Below are 17,540 nucleotides of genomic sequence, written 5' to 3' on the forward strand. Positions count from 1 at the left end.
CGCGGGCTTGATCAGCCGCGCGGCGAGCGAGCTTCGATTTTGTCGGCGGCGATGCGCGGGGCCTGGCTACCATCGACGGCCTGGCGCATACGGGCCAGTTGTTCGAGGGTGCTGTCATCGGCCATGGACACCGGTTGCGGATCGACGGTGGAGCCAGGCATGGCGCGCTGCAGACCGTTGACCACGATCTTCTCGCCCTTGCTCAGGCCGCTGCGGACGATGCGCAGACCTTCGAGCTTCGGCCCCAGCTCGATGGAGCGATAGGCCACGGCATTGTCGTCACCCAGCACCAGCACGTACTTCTTGCCCAGATCGGTGCCGACTGCTTCGTCCTTGATCAGGGTGGCGGCGTAGGGCTTGCTGCCTACCAGCTTCAGACGTGCGTACAGCCCCGGGGTAAAGCGACCATCCTGGTTGTCGAACACGGCGCGGCCACGGATGGTGCCGGTGCGCGGGTTGACCTGGTTGTCGAGAAAGTCCAGCTGGCCCAGGTGTGGGTGGTCGGTCTCATCGGACAGGCCGAGGTACACCGGGCTGGCGCCACGGGCGTCGGAGCCGGATTCACGGGCCAGCTCGACGTACTTGAGGAAGGCACGTTCATCGGCATCGAAGTAGGCGTAGACCTTGTCGGTGGAGACCACCGAGGTCAGCAGGCTCTCGCCGGCACCGACCAGGTTGCCTTTGGTGATTTCGGCGCGGCTGACGCGACCGTCGATGGGCGCGGTGATACGGGTGAAACTGAGGTTGAGGCGGGCATTTTCCAGCTCGGCGGCGATCGCGGCGACCTGGGCCTTGGCTTCGGTGGCGGCGCTGGCACGAGCGTCGGCGAGTTCGGCGGAGATGGCGTTGCTCTGACGCAGTCGCTCGCCACGGCGCGCTTCGTTGGCGGCGCGGGCCTGGCTGGCGCGGGCCTGTTGCAGCTGGGCTTCGAGGCGTTTGACTTCAGCCTGGAACGGACGCGGGTCGATCTGGAACAGCAGATCGCCTTTCTTCACCAGGGTGCCTTCGTCGAAAGCGACCTTGTCGATATAACCGGAGACACGCGGGCGGATTTCGACGGACTGCGGGGCTTCGAGACGCCCGGTGAACTCGTCCCATTCGTTGATCGGCTGTTCGATGACTTCGGCGACGCTGACCTTGGGTGCGGGCATTTGCGCCTGAGTCTGCGCGGCCTGTTCGCAACCGCTGAGCGCGAGGACGCCGGCGAGGGCCAGGGGGAATATCCAGATGTTCTTGTGCTGCTGTTCCATGGTTGACTCCGCCAGTCGGATTTGTGGATTGGCGGAGTCTGCGACGAGTCTTGAAGGGCTACGAATCGAATGCCATGAATTTGAATATCATCGGGAATGATAAACGACGCACTTATATCAATTTCGATCTACGAAGGTGCGCCAAGGTTCCTGGCGGCACCTGGATGGTGCGTTTCCGGATGTTTGTCAGAGGCTGTCTGGATCGCCGCAGAACATCTGGATGCGCGAGCGCAGCCAGCGCTCGGCTGGGTCGTTATCCTGGGCGCCACGCCAAGCCATATGCAGTTCGTAGGTTTGCGCCTCTAGCGGCAGATCCTCGGCGCGCAGGCCGCCGGCTGCGGTCAAGGCGGCTGCAGTGTAGTCCGGCACGCTGGCGACGATATCGGTTTCCGCCAGCAGAGTCGCCAGGCCGTTGAACTGCGGAACGGCCAATACGATGTGGCGCTCGCGTCCAAGCTTGGCCAGTTCGTCATCGATGAAACCGGTTAGGTCTCCGGCGAAGGAGACCAGCGCATGGGGACGTGCACAGAAATCGTCAAGACTGAGCGCGCCGGGTACGGTGTCGGCGCGCAGCAGCTTGGCCTTTGTGCGACGCAGCACCTTGCGCTTGGCGTTGGCCGGCAGCTCTTCGGTGTAGGCCACGCCCACCGAAATCTCACCAGATGCCAGCAGGCCGGGCATCATCAGATAGTTGGTGCGGCGAATCACCAGCACCACGCCCGGCGCTTCTGCGCGCAGGCGTCGGAGCATAGCCGGCAGCAGGGCGAACTCGACGTCGTCGGAGAGGCCGATGCGAAATATAGCTTTGCTGGTCGCGGGATCGAAATCGGCGGCGCGGCTGACAGCGGTGGAGATCGAGTCAAGCGCCGGCGAGAGCAGGGCGAAAATCTCCTGCGCGCGCGGTGTCGGTTCCATGCTGCGACCGGTACGCACGAACAGCGGGTCATCGAACAGGGTACGCAGACGGGCGAGCGCCGCACTGATGGCGGGCTGGCCGAGAAACAGCTTCTCTGCGGCTCGCGTGACGCTGCGCTCGTGCATCAAGGTCTCGAAGACAATCAACAGGTTCAGATCGAGGCGACGCAGGTCGTTGCGGTTCATCCGGGTACCATTCGAGGGATACGGGCCTTGTCAGCACGGCGCTGCAAATGAGAGCCTTTGCCCAGGCAATAGTACGGGTAGTGTGCAGCGGATGGAAAGTCGCTGAATCACTGACAGGCATGAAGACTATCGATAGAGTCTGATAGTGTCGCCGCCGCACAGCGGATAGAGTCCACAGTCATTGAAGTGTTAATCCGCGATCAAGCTCGAGGTAAGCGATGTCCCGCATGATCCGTTTTCATAAGTTCGGCGATGCCGATGTGCTCCAGTACGAAGACGTTCCGACGCCTGTGCCCGGCCCTGGCGAAGTCTTGGTGCGCGTTCAGGCCGTCGGCCTGGGCTGGAAGGACGTGCTGTGGCGTCAGAACCTCGCGGCCGAGCAGGCCAAGCTTCCGGCCGGTACCGGTTTCGAACTGGCCGGCACCGTTGCGGTGCTGGGCGAGGGCGTGAACGACTTCGAAGTCGGCACTGCCGTTGCAGGTTTCCCGGCGAGCACGCCGAACCGTTACCCGACCTGGGGCGATCTGGTGCTGATGCCCAGCCATGCCCTGACCCGTTACCCCGAGGTGCTCAGCCCGGTCGAGGCCAGCGTTCATTACACCAGCCTGCTGTTCGGCTACCTGGCGCTGAACGATCTCGCTCACCTCAAGCCCGGTCAGCATGTGCTGATCACCGAGGCCAGCCACTGCATGGCACCACAGACCGTGCAACTGGCCAAGGCGCTGGGTGCCAAGGTCATCGTTTCCACCGGTTCTTCGGAGGATCGCGAGTTTCTGCGGGCCCTGGGTGCCGACAAGGTGATCGCCACCGAGGAACAGGACCTGGTCCTGGAGGTCGAGCGCTACACCGAAGGCAAAGGCGTCGAGGTGATTCTCGACCAGTGCGCCGGTCCGCAGATGAAACTGCTGGGTGATATTGCCGCGCCGCGCGGCAAGCTGATCCTGTACGGAATCAATGGCGGCAACGACACGGCGTTCCCGGCTTGCGCCGCATTCAAGAAGCACCTGCAGTTCTTCCGTCACTGCGTGCTGGATTTCACCGGTTGCCCGGAACTGGGTATCGAGCCGAACAATGATGCCGTGCAACGCGCGCTCACGCACATCAACCAGATGACTGCGGACCGTCTGCTGACGCCGGTGATCGACAAGGTGTTCGACTTCGAGAATTTCGTCGAAGCGCACCGCTACATGGAAACCTGCCCGAACCGCGGGCGAGTGGCCCTGAAACTGGCCACGGATTAAAGTCCTTGGCCATGCGGTCGCTATAACCTAGGTCTACGTTCGTTCTAAGGATAGGTACATGAGTCTGGTTACCGGCGACGCGCTATCGCTGTTGTTGTTTCGTTTGCATAGCGGCCGCCTGCTGGGGATCAACCTGCTCAAGGTCAACGAGATCATTCCCTGTCCAGCCTTGACCAAGCTGCCCAATCGTCACCCCAACGTGCGCGGCATCGCCACCTTGCGTGGCGCTGCGATGACGGTGATCGACCTGGCGCGCGCCATTGGCGAACGCGGTGCGGCTGACGAAGACGACGGCTGCCTGATCGTCACCGAGTTGAGCCGCTCGCGTCAGGGGCTGCACGTGAAAAGCGTCGAGCGTATCGTGCAGTGCTCCACCCGCGACGTGCGTCCGCCACCCGCCGGAGCCGGTAATCGTGCCTTCATTACGGGTGTGACCCAGATCGATGGCGCCATCGTGCAGGTTCTCGATATCGAGAAGGTACTGCACGACATTGCACCTGCGCTGGAGGAAGCCCCCGTCGGGCAGCTGCTCGACGGCCAGGATGCCCGCTTGCTGCAAGGTCGCCGCGTGCTGCTGGTCGACGATTCGCAAGTCGCGCTGCAACAGACCCTCAACGTGCTGCGCCAGCTGGGGCTCGATTGCACGGCAGTGCGCAGTGCCCAGGCTGCTCTGCAGCAACTGCACGAATACCATCAGGCCGAGATGCCATTCGAGCTTTTGGTCTCGGACATCGAGATGCCTGAACTGGATGGCTACAGCCTGGTTCAGGAAATCCGTCGCAGTCCCGATATTGCCGACACCTACGTGCTGCTGCACACCTCGCTGGACAGCACCATGAATACCGAGAAGGCACGTTCGGTCGGCGCCAACGCAGTACTGACCAAGTTTTCCTCGGTCGATCTCAGTCAGGCACTGCTCGATGCCTTCCGGCAAATGAGCGGGCAGCACTGAGCCCGCCACTGCAAGCCCTTGCCGTCAAGCGGCAGGGGCTTGCCTCGCTGCCCTTCCAGGCGATTTAAAACTCAATACTTTCAATTGGTTAAGCGCGCCTCATGAGCTGGCATGCGCTTTGAATCAGTGCGCCTGGCAATTGCAACTCAGTCAAGGAGCACGGCATGAGCACGATTGGAGGTATTGGCAATTACGGCGGCATATCCCTCACGGGATTTCGCAACAAACAGAGTGAAGAGCAGGGCGAGCTGGCCCAATTGGCGCGCAATGTCGAGAAGACCACGCGCACGGCGAACGCCGAGTCCGAACGCGAGTTCCGCGCCAGGCAGGCTACGCAGGAGGGCTTTGCTCGTTTGCGCGTCGCCCTGCAGACCGCCTCGGACGGCAAGGTCGAGACATCGGTCAGTTCAGGCCGCGTGGAAAAACCACTGGGCGATAAGGGTGGTAACGCCGCGCTGGAGGCTTTCAAGGCCTACATGGCGATGACTCCGGCCGAGAAGATGCGCGACAGCATTCTCAAGGAAATAGGCATGAGCGAAGAGGAGATCGAGGCGCTGCCACCTGAGCAGCAGAAGGCGGTCGAAGAAGAAATTGCCCGGCGCATGGAAGAGCGAGCCAAGATGCAGGCCCAGTCAGAAGGCGATGGTCATTCTTATGGGCTGATCTGATCGGTGTGCGCCCTGGTGGAGGGGCACTTCGGGGTTGGACCTGTAAAAGCGTGATGCAAGTCACGGAAGATTCTCCATCCTGGTGATTCGCCGTTGGAATTTTCATGGGTTGAACTGTCTATCAATCGACGACGGTTCAACCCATGGGCTCTGACTGGTTGAGCTTTCACCAACCTAGAGAATCTTTATCAGGTCGTTACCAATATGGATGTTCTTTCCGAGTTCTTCGAGCGCACGAGCCTGCAAGGGCGACTGCTATTCGCCGGCCCGGTAGACGGTACCCTGGTGCTGGACAAGCCAGCAGGCATGGCATTCATCCACGTGATCGAGCGAGGTGCACTGGATATGGTGCACGCCGACAAGCCTCGCATCGCGATCAGTGAACCCAGCGTTTTGTTCTGTCCCAGCACCTGCTGCTACAAGCTGCGTGCACACCAGCCCGGCGGCGTGGATCTGATCTGCGCCTCATTCCAGTTCGGGCGTTCAGGGCAGCAGCCATTTCCACTGGGGCTCCTGGAAACCCTGGTGTTTCCGCTGAGCGCCCTCGAGCAGCTCGGGCCGGTGATCGGCTCACTGGTCAACGAGTTCCGTACGCCGGCACCTGGTCGTAGCAAGGCGCTGAACCTGCTGTTCGAATACGTGTTCGTCCTGCTGGTACGCCGCGCGGTGAACGAAGGGCGCATAACCAGTGGCCTGCTGTATGCGCTGCAGGACAGTCAACTGGGGCCCGCGCTGATCTGCATTCATCAGGAACCCCAGCTGGCCTGGAGCGTCGAGCGCCTGGCCGCGTTGGCGAAGATGTCGCGTACCAAGTTCGCAGCGCTGTTCTCCGAGGTCATGAGCATGACGCCCATGGCCTATGTAACCGCCTGGCGCATGAAGGTGGCGCAGGATCTGCTGCGTGAGGGGATGCCGATCAAGGTGATCGCCGATGCTGTGGGCTACGCATCGCAGGCGTCGTTCTCGCGTACCTTTGCCCAGCAGGTCGGGCAACCACCAGGCGAATGGCTACGGGCTGAAGGAGAGGACCCGCCGGCGAAGCTGCAGGTGCAGATTTACCGCGATTGAGTCTGGCCAAGCCCAGGGCTGTCGGCGCCCTGGGCATTTTTCACCGGTCAGGCGACTACCGGGATCATCGGGTCGGCAGCAGCCAGGGCTATCTCGCGATTGGCCTCGGGCGGGTAGATCCACTGGGTGTTGATCTGCGTTTTCAGCTCTTTGCCTTCCTTGCCGGTCAGCACCACCTTGCGCTCCCAGCCCTCGGTGAACACCGCGCCCCAGGCGCCCAGGTCCAGGCAGGTGACGTACTTGGGCTGGCTGTAGGGAATCGGCTCGACACCCAGCAGATCGGCTGCAGCGTTATTGCCGGAGGAGCGGCCGAGAGCGATGGCGTGCTGGCAGGTCATTAGCGCGTGGTTACCACGATCATCCACCGCGGCATAGGCGGTATCACCGGTGGCGTAGATGGCGTCCTGACCGAGTACTTTCAGGTCACGGTCGACGTGCAGGCGGCCGAAGGCATCGCGCTCGCCATCGATCTGCTGCGTCAGTGGCGAGGCTTTCACGCCCACGGTCCAGACCACGGTGCTGGCTTCGATACGTTCGCCGTTGTCGAGTTGGACGCCATGCTCATCCACCATCGACACCGGGCTGCCGAGCTTCCAGGACACGCCCAGCATGTCGCTGGCTTCTGCGATCACCGAGGCGATCTGCTCGCCCATGACGCTGCCGACCTGCTTGCCCATGTCGACCACGATCACCCGCACATCGACCTCCTTTCCCAGAATGGCTCGCAGCCGCGCCGGCATTTCCGTGGCCGTTTCGATACCGGTGAAACCACCGCCGACCACCACCACGGTGTTCCGGGCCTGGCTGGACGGTTTGTCGCGTAGGCTGTGCAGATGGGCTTCAAGTTTCTGCGCCGACTCCAGTCTGTCGACATCGAAGGCGAAGCGGTCGATGCCGGCCAGTGGAGGCCGGGCGACCTGGCTACCGGAGGCCAGAATCAAGCGGTCGAAACTCAGCTCGGCTTGCGCGCCACTTGCGTCGCGGTAGATCACTTGCTTGCCTGCGGCATCGATGCGCGTAGCGCTGCCTTGCACGAATCGCACACCGACCGCATCGAACAGCGGGCCGAGCGGGGCAACGGTGGTGGCCAGGTCGCTTTCATAGAAACGCGGACGTACGCGCAGTTCCGCTTGCGGAGCGAGGAGGGTAACGGCGACGTCCAGACGCTTGTGCTGGTCCAGTAGGCGAACGGCGCTCAGCGCACTCCACATACCGCCGAAGCCGGCACCGATGATCAGGATCTGCTGTTTCATATCGTGAATTCCCATAGTCGTTGAAGAAAAGAAGTGTTGGCTGGCTACGGGATCGATTGTGTGGTTGTTTTGGATCAGGGTATTGATCCAGTATCTACAAAAATAACTAGTCCACTTCGAGGACCCTATGCCACTCGATAAAACCCCACCGCAAGTGGTCTTTCTGCCGCTGGGCACGCCGGAGGAGGGAGTCAGCCTGCAGGCATGGCTATACGAATCGCTGCGCCGCGCGATTCTGGGCGGGCGCCTGCCCGCTGGCAGCAAACTACCCAGTACTCGCTCCATGGCCGAGTACTACGGCCTGGCGCGCGGGACGGTACAGGCTGCCTATCAGCAATTGCTTTCCGAAGGCTATCTGCAAGCTCGAACCGGCAGCGGTACGCGCGTCAGCGAGGTATTGCCGGACCCAACGCTGAACGCCGGATACGTTCGGCGCAAGGTGGTGGCTGAGGTGGAAGAGCAGCGCACAGCACCTGACACGCCCTGGTTGAAGCGTCTGGCCGAGATCGAGCCCATCTTCTCGCGGCGAACGCTGCCAACCGGTGTGCGTCCTTTCTTTCCTCATCGTGGCGATATCAGCGCCTTTCCCATCGACCTGTGGCGCAAGCTGCACACGCAACAGTTGCGCAGCTCGCGCCTGACGATGCTGCTCGACGCCGACCCGGCAGGCTTGCCTGAGCTGCGTGAAGCCATCGCCGGCTACCTGGCCATCGCTCGCGGGGTACAGGTTGCGCCGGAGCGCATCCTGGTGCTCGGCAGCGTGCAACAAGGCCTGGATATCTGCCTGCGTTTGCTGGCACCAGGCGACTCCCAGGTGTGGATGGAAGATCCGGGTTATCCCGGCGCGCGGCAGTTGATGGATATCTCGGGCATCCGCCGCGTGGATGTGCCAGTGGATCAAGCAGGCTTGCGAGTAGAAGAGGGCATTCGTTTGGCGCCTGGCGCACGACTGGCCTACGTCACCCCCTCACGTCAGGCGCCACTGGGCGGCGAGCTGTCGCCTGCACGCCGCCTGGCCTTGCTGCAGTGGGCGGCGGAGCAGGGCAGTTACATCTTCGAAGACGACTACGACAGCGAGTACCGCTTCATCGCCAAGCCCATTCCGGCATTGCGCTCCATGCCAGGTGCGGAGCACTCGGTCATCATGGCCGGGACTTTCAGCAAGTTGCTGTTCCCCTCGATTCGTCTGGCTTATCTGGTGCTGCCTGAGCACCTTAGGGAAAGTTTCACCCGCGCATCGGCACTGATGTCGCGCCATGCCAACAGCCTGGCGCAGGCCGTGCTGGCCGACTTCATCCATGAGGGGCATTTCGACCGCCACGTGCGGCGCATGCGCAAGGTCTACGCATCACGTGCCGACGCCTTCGCCGAAGCTGCGCACAAGCATTGGCAAGGGCTGATCGAGGTGCCGGAAATTCGCGCAGGGATGGATATCGCCTGCCGTTTGCAGGTGGAGAAAGAGCCGGAAACTTTCGCACGTTTGCAGGCTGCGGGTATCGATGCGATACCGCTGTCACGTTACTGCGTCAATCCGCGGGGGCCGGGACTGGTCATGGGCTTTGCGCCCTACGAGGAGCGAGCCATCGAGGATGCCGCCAGGGCCGTTGCGCATGTCCTGCGCGGCTGAAAACTGCCCCGGCCAAGGCCGGGGCAGCGACCATCAGAGGATGCTCAGCGGGTATTCGACAAAGGCACGAATCTCGTTGAGATCCGGGCCTACGTCGGTGCTGGAGCGGTAGATGGAGTTGCGCAGGCGCAGGTGCAGATCCTTGGCCGCGCCGCTCTGGAAGGTATAGCCGATCTGGTTGAAGATCTCGCGCTCGGTGCCGTTGTTGTCACTGCCGGTATCGATGTTGTCACCGCGTACGTAGGCGAACTTGTAACGCAGACCCGGCACGCCGTACTCGGCGAAATTCAGCTCGTAGCTGGCCTGCCAGGAGCGCTCGTCCTTCAGGTTGAAGTCCGAGTAGTAGGAGTTGGCCACATAGATGGTTCCGCCGCCGTCGCCATAATCCTTGGCAAATCCGGCATCGCCGCTGTTGCGCTGGTGAGCGACGATGAAGGCATGGGCGCCAATGCTGTACTTGGCCGCCAGGCTCCAGATGGTGTTGCGGTCACCTTTGCCGTCGCCGCCGTAATCCAGGGCGGCTACCGAGTCGGTGTCGTATTTGGTGCGATAGATGTTGAAGTCGAAATTGAGCGCCTGATCCGCCGCCAGCGCCAGGTTGTAATTGACGTTGGCGTAGTAGCGCTTGTACATGTCCTCGAGATCGGCGTGATAGACCGCCAGGCTCAGATCGTCGCTGACGGCATAACTGCCGCCGAGCACGTCGATGCTCTTGAGGCGATTGGGGTCGCGTGCCGCATCGCCCATCGGGCTGTCGGCGGTGAAGCGGCCCGCGTTCAGCTCCAGACCTTCGATTTCGTTGCTGGTGACCAGCGTGCCGGTGAAAGACTGCGGCAGCAGACGCGTATCGTCATGGGCCAGAACCGGCAGGGAAGGGAACTGGTTGCCGTACTTGATCACGGTATTGGAGACGCGCAGCTTCACCGCACCGCCAGCCTGGGACAGGTCGTCCAGTGGGCGACCTTCGCTGTCGGTATCGAAGAAGGGGCGATAGTGGCGGCCGCGGCCACTGTCGAGTTTGACCCCGAGCAGGCCGAAGGCATCGACGCCGAAGCCGACGGTGCCCTGGGTAAAACCGGACTCGAAGGTGGCGATAAAACCCTGACCCCAGGTCTTGGCATCGTTGGTGTTGTCTTTGAAATCACGGTTGAAGTAGGCATTGCGCAGCAACAGATCGAGGCTGGCGTCCTCGACGAAACCATTGGCTTCGGACTGGCTGCTGGCATGGGCCAACTGCCCGCCAAGCGCGAGGCCGCAAGCCAGCGCGAGACAGTGCTTCTTGTGCATGAGTGCTCCGGTGTTGGTATGTTTTCTTGTCAGGCTTCGCATCGAGACAAAGCCCAGTCCAGACGGACCGCTCATAGATACCACCGAGACGGCGCAGGCACTACTGAAGGTGGTCGATGGTCACTATCGACTTCTTCGATGAGGTCTTGGCAACGAACGGCGATAGGCTTCTCCTCGATGAAGATTCCAGGGGTGGCGGCTTTTGCATCTCTCCCGGAAGCTGACGCTCTGGCTCCACTTCATCTCCTTTGGTTAAGACGACTTGTAGCCGCCTGGTGATCCAGTGCGGCTTTTTTTGTTCATCTTTCTTGGTCTGCCGTGCGCGGCGATTGAAGTCACGGGTCAGTGAAAATCGCGGCTGCGTATATCCAGCCCTGTCAACATTGTCGTCATGTCCGTCAGCCGCCCGGCGATCACGTGGCGTACGCCTTCGACGGTCTCCAGATGGCCATCGATACGCAGCATCTGCGACTGTACGAGGACACCCCTCTGCCGCTCGGCCAGATCGTGCCAGACGACCACATTGACCAGACCGAACTCATCTTCGAGGGTGACGAAAATCACGCCACTGGCGGTTTGCGGCCTTTGCCGGCCGATCACCAGACCGGCAATGCTGACGGGCCGGCCGTGCTCGACTGCCTGCAGCTCCCGCGAGCTCTTGCAGCGTATCGCGCGCAGCGCCTGGCGCAGCAGGGCCAGAGGATGCGGACCGAGCGTGGTGCCAAGCGTGACATAGTCGGTCAGCAGGTCTTCTCCTTGCGATGGTGCAGGCAAACTCAGGATTTCTTCACTCGGCGCAGACACGCCTGCGAACAGCGGCAGCTGTTGCTCGACGCCAGCAACCGCCCAGCGCGCCTGATAGCGATGGCCAACCAGGCCGGAAAGCGCGCCTGCATCGGCCAATCGCTCGCGCGCCGATGCATCCAGGCATGCACGTATGCTGAGGTCTTCGACATCGCGGAATGCGCCGCACTGGCGCGCCTGTTCGATACGGTGCGCATCGTCTTCGCGCATGCCACGAATCATCCGCAGCCCCAGGCGGATGGTCGGCTCGCCCTGTTCATCGGGCTCCAGGCTGCAATCCCAGTCGCTGTAGCGCACGTCCACGGGACGCACCTCGACATCATGCCGCCGTGCATCCTGCAGCACCTGATCCGGACTGTAGAAGCCCATCGGCCAACTGTTGACCAGCGCGCAGGCATAGGCAGCGGGCTCATGGCATTTCAGCCAGCAACTGGCATAGGCGAGCAGGGCGAAGCTGGCCGCGTGCGACTCGGGAAAACCGTAACTACCGAAGCCCTCGATCTGGCGGAAGATCCGCTCGGTGAATGCCTGCGTGTAACCCTTTTCCAGCATGCGCGAGGTCAGCCGCTGACGATGCGGTTCGAGCCCGCCATGACGTTTCCAGGCGGCCATGCTGCGGCGCAGTTCATCCGCCTCGCCGGGTGTGTATTCGGCTGCGACTATGGCCAACTCCATGACCTGCTCCTGAAACAGCGGCACGCCGAGCGTGCGCTCGAAGACCGGCTTGAGTTCATCAGAGGGATAGTCGATCGGTTCTTCGCCGTTTCGCCGACGCAGGTAGGGATGCACCATGTCACCCTGGATCGGTCCCGGACGGACGATGGCCACCTGGATCACCAGGTCGTAGAAGGTGTTCGGGCGCAGTCGTGGCAGCATCGCCATCTGCGCACGGGACTCTATCTGGAACGCGCCAATGGTATCCGCGCGGCTGATCATGGCGTAGGTGGCCGGGTCTTCCTTGGGCAGGCTGGCCAAGGTCCATTGCTTGCCACGATAGCGCTCGATCAGGCCGAAACAACGGCGCAGCGCGCTCAGCATGCCAAGGGCGAGCACATCGACCTTGAGCAGGCCGACTCTGTCCAGATCGTCCTTGTCCCACTGAATGACGGTGCGTTCGGCCATTGTCGCGTTCTCCACCGGCACCAGGGTATCGAGGGCGTCCTCGGAAATGACGAAGCCGCCCGGATGCTGCGACAGGTGGCGGGGAAAGCCGATCAACTCGCCAGTCAGTATCAGCACGCGCCTGAGCAGTGGGTTCTGCGGATCGAACCCTGCCTCCAGCAGGCGCTCGGGTGATGGCGGGCCGCTGCTCCAGCGACCACAGCAATCAGCCAGCGCATTGACCTGATCAGGCGGTAGACCAAGAGCCTTGGCGACGTCACGTATCGCGCCTGCACCGTGATAGGTGTTGACCACGGCCGTAAGCGCCGCACGCGTTCGGCCATAACGGCGAAACACGTACTGGATCACCTCTTCGCGTCGCTCATGCTCGAAATCGACGTCGATGTCCGGCGGCTCGTTGCGCTCGCGCGAGAGAAAACGCTCGAACAACAGCCGGCTGTGCGTGGGATCGAGCTCGGTAATGCCGAGCGCAAAACAGACGCTCGAATTGGCCGCCGAACCCCGGCCCTGGCAGAGAATGTGTTGCTCACGGGCAAAGCGGACGATGTCATGTACGGTCAGGAAGTAGCTTTCGTATTCCAGCTCGGCGATCAGTGCCAGCTCGTGTTCGATCTGGGCATGAGCGCCAGCCGGTACACCCTCGGGCCAGCGCTCGCCGGCGCCACGCCCCACCAGGACACGCAGCCAGGACGTGGCGTCATGACCTGCCGGCACCAGCTCGTGTGGGTAGTGATAATCCAGCTGCTCGAAATCGAAGTTGCAACGCTCGGCGATACGCAGGCTCTGTGCGAGCAGATCGGGCGGATACAGCTCGGCCAGCTCTTCGCACCGACGCAGATGCCGCTCGCCGTTGGCGAACAGATAGGCGCCGGCCTCGGCCACGGGCAGATGATGACGGATGGCGGTCATGCAATCCTGCAAGGCGCGGCGGCCGCGGGCATGCATGTGCACGTCGCCACAGGCCACGGCTGGCAGGTCATGATCGCCTGCCAGCTCGAGCAGGCGCTGCAGGTGCGCGGCATCGTTCGCGCCGCGATGCAACTCCACTCCCAGCCACAGGCGCTCGGGAAACAGCGAGCGAAGCCAGGGCAGGACGCTGGCGTCACCGTCGCTGAGCCAGATGGCCAGCAGGCCATCGGGCGGCGCCGTGAAATCGGCGTACAGCAATCGGTAGGAGCCTTTTGCCGCTCTGCGTCGAGCTCGAGTAATCAGACCACATAGCGCCTGATAGCCCATCAGGTTCTCGGCCAGCAGCACCAGTTTCGGGCCGCCTTCGATCCGCACCTCACTGCCCACGATCAGCTTGACGCCGCTCTTTTTCGAGGCTTCCCAGGCGCGCACGATACCCGCCAGGGTGCATTCATCGGTGATTGCCAGGGCACGATAGCCCAATCTTGCCGCACGCTCGAACAGCTCCTGCGCACTGGATGCGCCGCGCTGGAAGCTGAAGTTCGACAGGCAATGCAGCTCGGCGTAATCGCTCATGCGAACCAGCCGTGCAGCAGCAAGGGGCCGTCACTGCCGACCAGGCGAAACGCCCAGCCACGTTGCCCAGCGAGGGTTTCCACCACGTAGTAGTCGCGGCGGACATCCTCGCCATCCCACCAGCCGGACTCGATACGTTCCGGGCCGGAAAGAATGCGCAACGAGGCCTCGCGCAGAGGCTGAGGCTCTCTCAGCAACCAGCCGGGGCGCAGGCCGCTTGGTGGCAGCAGTGTACTTGTCGGCTCGTTCATCCAGGCGCGTTCGGGGCGATGATCCGCCCTGGCTGCAAGGCCATGCAGGGCGTCATCACCCAGCCGTGCACGCAGCCGCTCACGCAACTGCTCCCAGGGCTGGTTCTGCTGCGGACGCTCATCGAACAGCTGCCGATGTTGCGGCGCGAAGACCGGTAATTCACGAGCCACCAGCCGCACGGCCAGCACCGGCGCCGGCAACTGCTGGTGCTCCAGACGGCCACGCGTCAGCTCGAACAGCATGCCTGGATCACGCTCTGCACCGAGCAGCCCCACCTGCACCTGCGTATCGGCATTCGCTCTGTGTTCCAGATGCAGGGTGAACCGCTGCACGCCACTGTCACGACCTGCCAGGTAGGCAGCCAGATCGGCTGTCAGCCGGCGCAACGGGAACAGCAGTGCCTGATGCGATTCGACCTCGAAATTAAGCTCGATACGGGTATCGAAAACATCCGCAGGCCTGAAGAAATCCAGCGCTAACGGACGCTGGCCAGACAGGGTGTCGAGGTGGCGCAGCACTTCGTCAGAAAAACGCTTGGCCAGGCTGTCACGCGGCACTGCCAACAGCTGCCGCAACTGCCTGAGCCCCATGCGCTGGAAGGCCGTGGTTACCGTGGCGCAAAGCCCGAGCCGATCCACTGGCATGGGATCGAGCATCTGCTTGAGTGTCCCGCCATCGCTCGCCATCAGCCCATCACCGACATTGGCCAGCACGCGGGCCGCTGCCGGGTTCGGCGCGACGGCAATGCGGTGCTGGAAGGCCAGCGCCGAAAGCTCGGCGCGCAGACGCGCTTCAAAACGCGGCCAGGGGCCAAACAAGCCCAGGCTGGATTGCACTTCCAGCAACAGGCAGCGCGGATAGTGAAGACTGACCTGAGCACTGAAACCATAGGCCCAGGCAGCCAAAAACTGCTGCCAGCGTTCGATGGCCGCAAGGTCGTATTCTGCCGTGGCAAAGCCGCGTGTCAGCGCCTGTGCTGCTGCCAGTGACTGGCCGGGCTTCAACCCCAGGGCTCGGGCTGCCGGATTGACGGCCTGCAGAACGCGCCGTTGTGACGAGCCGGTGAGCAGCACCAATGGATCATCGGGATGGGTTCGGTGACGTTGCACGCCGTCCATGGCCAGTTGCGGAAACAGGATGCAAGCCCAGAGCATGACAGGCTCAATGCCAGGCAAACGCGAGCGGCTGCGCCGGCGGCAAACCACCCCGGCACTTGATCACCCGCAGCTGTGTCGGCTGGCTTTCGAGTACCAGGCGCAGCGCCGCCGGCGAAGGATTGGCCGCTTCTGCCAGAGGCCGATAGGCAAAAGCCAGGGTCTGCCCGGTGCCGGCAGCCACCTGCAGGCGTCTCAGCGAGCGATCATCCGCCTGACGCAACCAGCACAGCACCGCACCACAGCTTCCCGAACGCAAGCATTGCTCGGCAGCCCACAGGACATCGCGTCCACTGGCCTGGATGAGGCTTAGCTGACGCAGATCGATGCTGGCCTGAATCCAGGCCTTGGGGTAGGGCAGATGAGGAGGGGAGACCAGCACGACCCGCTCGCCCGCAGCCGTAAGCTTGGCGATGGTTGGCCACAGCAGGCTCAGCTCGCCGATGCCTGGCGCAGCCGTGAGAATTTCACTGAGCGCAGCCTTGGGCCAACCGCTACCGGGCAGCACGGCATCGAGAAAACGATGTCCAGTTGAGAAATTGGCGCCCGAAGACGATGGGACGACCTGGCCTCGCCATACACGACGAGCGTCGATCAACCGGTCGAGCGCGACCACGGATGACATGGGTAATGACCGAATACTGTATATAGATACAGTATTATGCGAGCCATCCCATGGGTCAAGAGGCTCTCGACAAGGTGCTCAGCCTGGTTACCGAGACGCGGCCGAGTCAGTCGAGTCAATCAACCGGACAATCGTGTCGATCCGGGGAATCGCGATCTACTACGTACAACCAACCCATACGATCCATCGTGTTGTGTTGCGCAGACGCTGAACCCATGGGATGTCGCGGAAACTTATCGCTGCGCGCATCTCGGACTGTCGACCGCAAAGCGGAGATGCAGATGCGGTTGAGAGTGACCAAGCGTGAAGGTCTCGATCCCCATGGGAGTACATGGATCATGGGAGCGATGAAGCCCGGTGTTTCAGGTGCCTGGGAGCCAAAGTGGGTGATTCAGTCTGGCCAAATCGAGCGCAAAGAGACCTACATTGGATAAGTCGTAGGTTCGCATAATGTATATTATGTTAAATAAAATGTTGGCTTGAGTATGCGCTGAACTACTGTGACAGATGGTTCGCATCGGGCACGTAAAGCGATCCCCCGCTCCTTGGGAGATCCTCATGCCCGTGCACGAATCCTGGCTAAAGGCGCAACTACAGGTGGAAATCGCCCGCGGCCTCCGGTTGATACAGCACTTTTCTGATCTCGATCCGGCGAGTCCGATCAGACACTCGCCAGTCGATGACGTCTCCCTCCTGATAACCCAGGATGGCGGCGCCGATGTCGGAGCACACGGAATGCTTGCCGGCGCTGCTGTCCGCGTCTTCAGGATAGACCAAGGCCACTTCGATCTCTTCGTCATCCAGTTGCAACAAGGCCCTGGAGTTCATCGTGACGACATTGCACGCCACCTGATGCGGCTTGACGACTATGGCTCGCTCAAGCTCATGCTCGAGCTCAACAACGGCCGGACCTTCCTCGAGCGCGATCAGGCATTCGAGTCTGGCCTTGTCGATTTCAGTGATATAGATCCCCGTGGAGTCGTCAACGGCACCTGCGCGCAGCAACTGGAAATAGCGCCCCGCCGTCATGGAAAATGACTTCAGTGTCGGCGTTTCGCTCTCAAGCAGAAAACCGCTACGTTGAAAGGCTTTCAGCGAGCGCGTGTTGTCCGGGTGGATCTTGGCGATGAGTTTCCCGGCCCGCATGTCGAGGAAGGCCAGTTTCATGCCTTCGCGGATCGTGCCTGCGCCAAGGTTTCGCCCCCATTTGTCGCTGTCTCCAATGGCCAGGACTATCTCGCAATCTGAGCCGGTCTTGATCAGGCGAACAAAGCCAACAGGGGCGTCATACCGGTCGTAGGCCATGAAAAATCGGCCGCCCCGGTTGAACAGATGGGTCAGGATCGGCAATTGCGTCCGATCGATGGCTTGCTCGATGGACCGGCAGACATCGCGCGAATCGCTCAGATAGCGAGTCACGCGCTCATCCTCCAACCAATCCATCAGTGTCAGCGCATGTGCCCGAGTAATTTCTGGGCACAGCGAAATGAAAGGCTTGTTCATCTTCACCACACACTTATATGTAAAGAATGAAAGCCCTTCATGGCTATGGCCATGACGGTTCTTTCGGCAACCTGCTACTTTAAGCCATAGCGCGAGTAATGCCGAACCGCCTGTGCCCTTTTCCTCGTCGACAGCTGAACCGCTGGCG

12 protein-coding genes and 1 pseudogene are annotated in these 17,540 nt (G+C 61.9%); 5 read left to right on the top strand and 8 right to left on the bottom strand.

Annotated elements, in window-relative coordinates; genetic code table 11:
• Positions 1-11: 11 nt before the first annotated feature.
• Together mexE and ACN0X6_RS04720 are read right to left on the bottom strand one after the other, a co-directional pair.
• Entirely contained in the window at positions 12-1,250 is a 1,239-nt protein-coding gene (mexE, locus tag ACN0X6_RS04715; protein WP_417702509.1) for a multidrug efflux RND transporter periplasmic adaptor subunit MexE, read from the bottom strand.
• Positions 1,251-1,436: 186 nt separating this feature from the next.
• Positions 1,437-2,351 (bottom strand): LysR family transcriptional regulator, encoded by a 915-nt coding sequence (locus ACN0X6_RS04720; protein WP_100548906.1) that lies wholly within the window; start codon positions 2,349-2,351, stop codon positions 1,437-1,439.
• Between the two features lie 218 nt (positions 2,352-2,569).
• On the opposite strand from ACN0X6_RS04720, the gene ACN0X6_RS04725 reads away from it, so the two are divergent.
• From ACN0X6_RS04725 to ACN0X6_RS04740, 4 genes are all read left to right on the top strand, one after another.
• The gene (locus ACN0X6_RS04725; protein ID WP_417702511.1) at positions 2,570-3,592 is read left to right on the top strand and encodes a zinc-dependent alcohol dehydrogenase family protein; all 1,023 of its coding nucleotides are present in this window, start codon (positions 2,570-2,572) and stop codon (positions 3,590-3,592) included.
• A 58-nt stretch (positions 3,593-3,650) separates the two neighbouring features.
• Positions 3,651-4,544 (top strand): chemotaxis protein CheV, encoded by an 894-nt coding sequence (locus ACN0X6_RS04730; RefSeq protein ID WP_417702513.1) that lies wholly within the window; start codon positions 3,651-3,653, stop codon positions 4,542-4,544.
• Between the two features lie 164 nt (positions 4,545-4,708).
• Entirely contained in the window at positions 4,709-5,212 is a 504-nt protein-coding gene (locus ACN0X6_RS04735) for a hypothetical protein (protein WP_417702515.1), read from the top strand.
• Positions 5,213-5,416: 204 nt separating this feature from the next.
• On the top strand, positions 5,417-6,280 hold the full coding sequence (locus ACN0X6_RS04740; protein WP_417702517.1) for an AraC family transcriptional regulator: 864 nt from the start codon (positions 5,417-5,419) through the stop codon (positions 6,278-6,280).
• A gap of 47 nt (positions 6,281-6,327) precedes the next feature.
• Here ACN0X6_RS04740 and ACN0X6_RS04745 read toward each other — a convergent pair whose 3' ends face one another.
• Positions 6,328-7,533 (bottom strand): NAD(P)/FAD-dependent oxidoreductase, encoded by a 1,206-nt coding sequence (locus ACN0X6_RS04745; protein WP_417702519.1) that lies wholly within the window; start codon positions 7,531-7,533, stop codon positions 6,328-6,330.
• A 127-nt stretch (positions 7,534-7,660) separates the two neighbouring features.
• Between ACN0X6_RS04745 and ACN0X6_RS04750 the strand changes: the two genes are divergently transcribed.
• Positions 7,661-9,160, top strand: coding sequence for a PLP-dependent aminotransferase family protein (locus tag ACN0X6_RS04750; protein WP_417702521.1), 1,500 nt, complete (start codon positions 7,661-7,663; stop codon positions 9,158-9,160).
• A 33-nt stretch (positions 9,161-9,193) separates the two neighbouring features.
• Here ACN0X6_RS04750 and ACN0X6_RS04755 read toward each other — a convergent pair whose 3' ends face one another.
• The 5 genes and pseudogenes from ACN0X6_RS04755 to ACN0X6_RS04775 all read right to left on the bottom strand — a co-directional run bounded on the left by ACN0X6_RS04755 (position 9,194) and on the right by ACN0X6_RS04775 (position 17,445).
• Positions 9,194-10,447 carry an OprD family porin gene (locus ACN0X6_RS04755; RefSeq protein WP_417702523.1) on the bottom strand — a complete coding sequence of 418 codons (1,254 nt, stop codon included), beginning with the start codon at positions 10,445-10,447 and terminating at the stop codon, positions 9,194-9,196.
• 342 nt (positions 10,448-10,789) lie between these two features.
• Entirely contained in the window at positions 10,790-13,858 is a 3,069-nt protein-coding gene (locus ACN0X6_RS04760) for an error-prone DNA polymerase (protein ID WP_417702525.1), read from the bottom strand.
• On the bottom strand, positions 13,855-15,264 hold the full coding sequence (locus ACN0X6_RS04765) for a Y-family DNA polymerase (protein WP_417702527.1): 1,410 nt from the start codon (positions 15,262-15,264) through the stop codon (positions 13,855-13,857). The genes ACN0X6_RS04760 and ACN0X6_RS04765 overlap by 4 nt, the downstream gene beginning before the upstream one ends.
• Before the next feature lie 7 nt (positions 15,265-15,271).
• On the bottom strand, positions 15,272-15,889 hold the full coding sequence (imuA, locus tag ACN0X6_RS04770; protein WP_417702529.1) for a translesion DNA synthesis-associated protein ImuA: 618 nt from the start codon (positions 15,887-15,889) through the stop codon (positions 15,272-15,274).
• 591 nt (positions 15,890-16,480) lie between these two features.
• Positions 16,481-17,445, bottom strand: a pseudogene (locus ACN0X6_RS04775) (GNAT family N-acetyltransferase).
• Positions 17,446-17,540: the final 95 nt, after the last annotated feature.

Origin of the sequence: Pseudomonas sp. (assembly GCF_048269965.1) — a bacterium.
Taxonomy (GTDB): domain Bacteria; phylum Pseudomonadota; class Gammaproteobacteria; order Pseudomonadales; family Pseudomonadaceae; genus Aquipseudomonas.

Excerpts from the sequence above, each read along its gene's own strand:
- ACN0X6_RS04760 (WP_417702525.1), bottom strand. The coding sequence starts at position 13,858 with ATGAGCGATTACGCCGAGCTGCATTGCCTGTCGAACTTCAGCTTCCAG.
- ACN0X6_RS04750 (WP_417702521.1), top strand. The coding sequence starts at position 7,661 with ATGCCACTCGATAAAACCCCACCGCAAGTGGTCTTTCTGCCGCTGGGC.
- ACN0X6_RS04735 (WP_417702515.1), top strand. The coding sequence starts at position 4,709 with ATGAGCACGATTGGAGGTATTGGCAATTACGGCGGCATATCCCTCACG.
- ACN0X6_RS04765 (WP_417702527.1), bottom strand. The coding sequence starts at position 15,264 with ATGCTCTGGGCTTGCATCCTGTTTCCGCAACTGGCCATGGACGGCGTG.
- ACN0X6_RS04725 (WP_417702511.1), top strand. The coding sequence starts at position 2,570 with ATGTCCCGCATGATCCGTTTTCATAAGTTCGGCGATGCCGATGTGCTC.
- ACN0X6_RS04740 (WP_417702517.1), top strand. The coding sequence starts at position 5,417 with ATGGATGTTCTTTCCGAGTTCTTCGAGCGCACGAGCCTGCAAGGGCGA.
- mexE (WP_417702509.1), bottom strand. The coding sequence starts at position 1,250 with ATGGAACAGCAGCACAAGAACATCTGGATATTCCCCCTGGCCCTCGCC.
- ACN0X6_RS04755 (WP_417702523.1), bottom strand. The coding sequence starts at position 10,447 with ATGCACAAGAAGCACTGTCTCGCGCTGGCTTGCGGCCTCGCGCTTGGC.
- imuA (WP_417702529.1), bottom strand. The coding sequence starts at position 15,889 with ATGTCATCCGTGGTCGCGCTCGACCGGTTGATCGACGCTCGTCGTGTA.
- ACN0X6_RS04720 (WP_100548906.1), bottom strand. The coding sequence starts at position 2,351 with ATGAACCGCAACGACCTGCGTCGCCTCGATCTGAACCTGTTGATTGTC.
- ACN0X6_RS04730 (WP_417702513.1), top strand. The coding sequence starts at position 3,651 with ATGAGTCTGGTTACCGGCGACGCGCTATCGCTGTTGTTGTTTCGTTTG.
- ACN0X6_RS04745 (WP_417702519.1), bottom strand. The coding sequence starts at position 7,533 with ATGAAACAGCAGATCCTGATCATCGGTGCCGGCTTCGGCGGTATGTGG.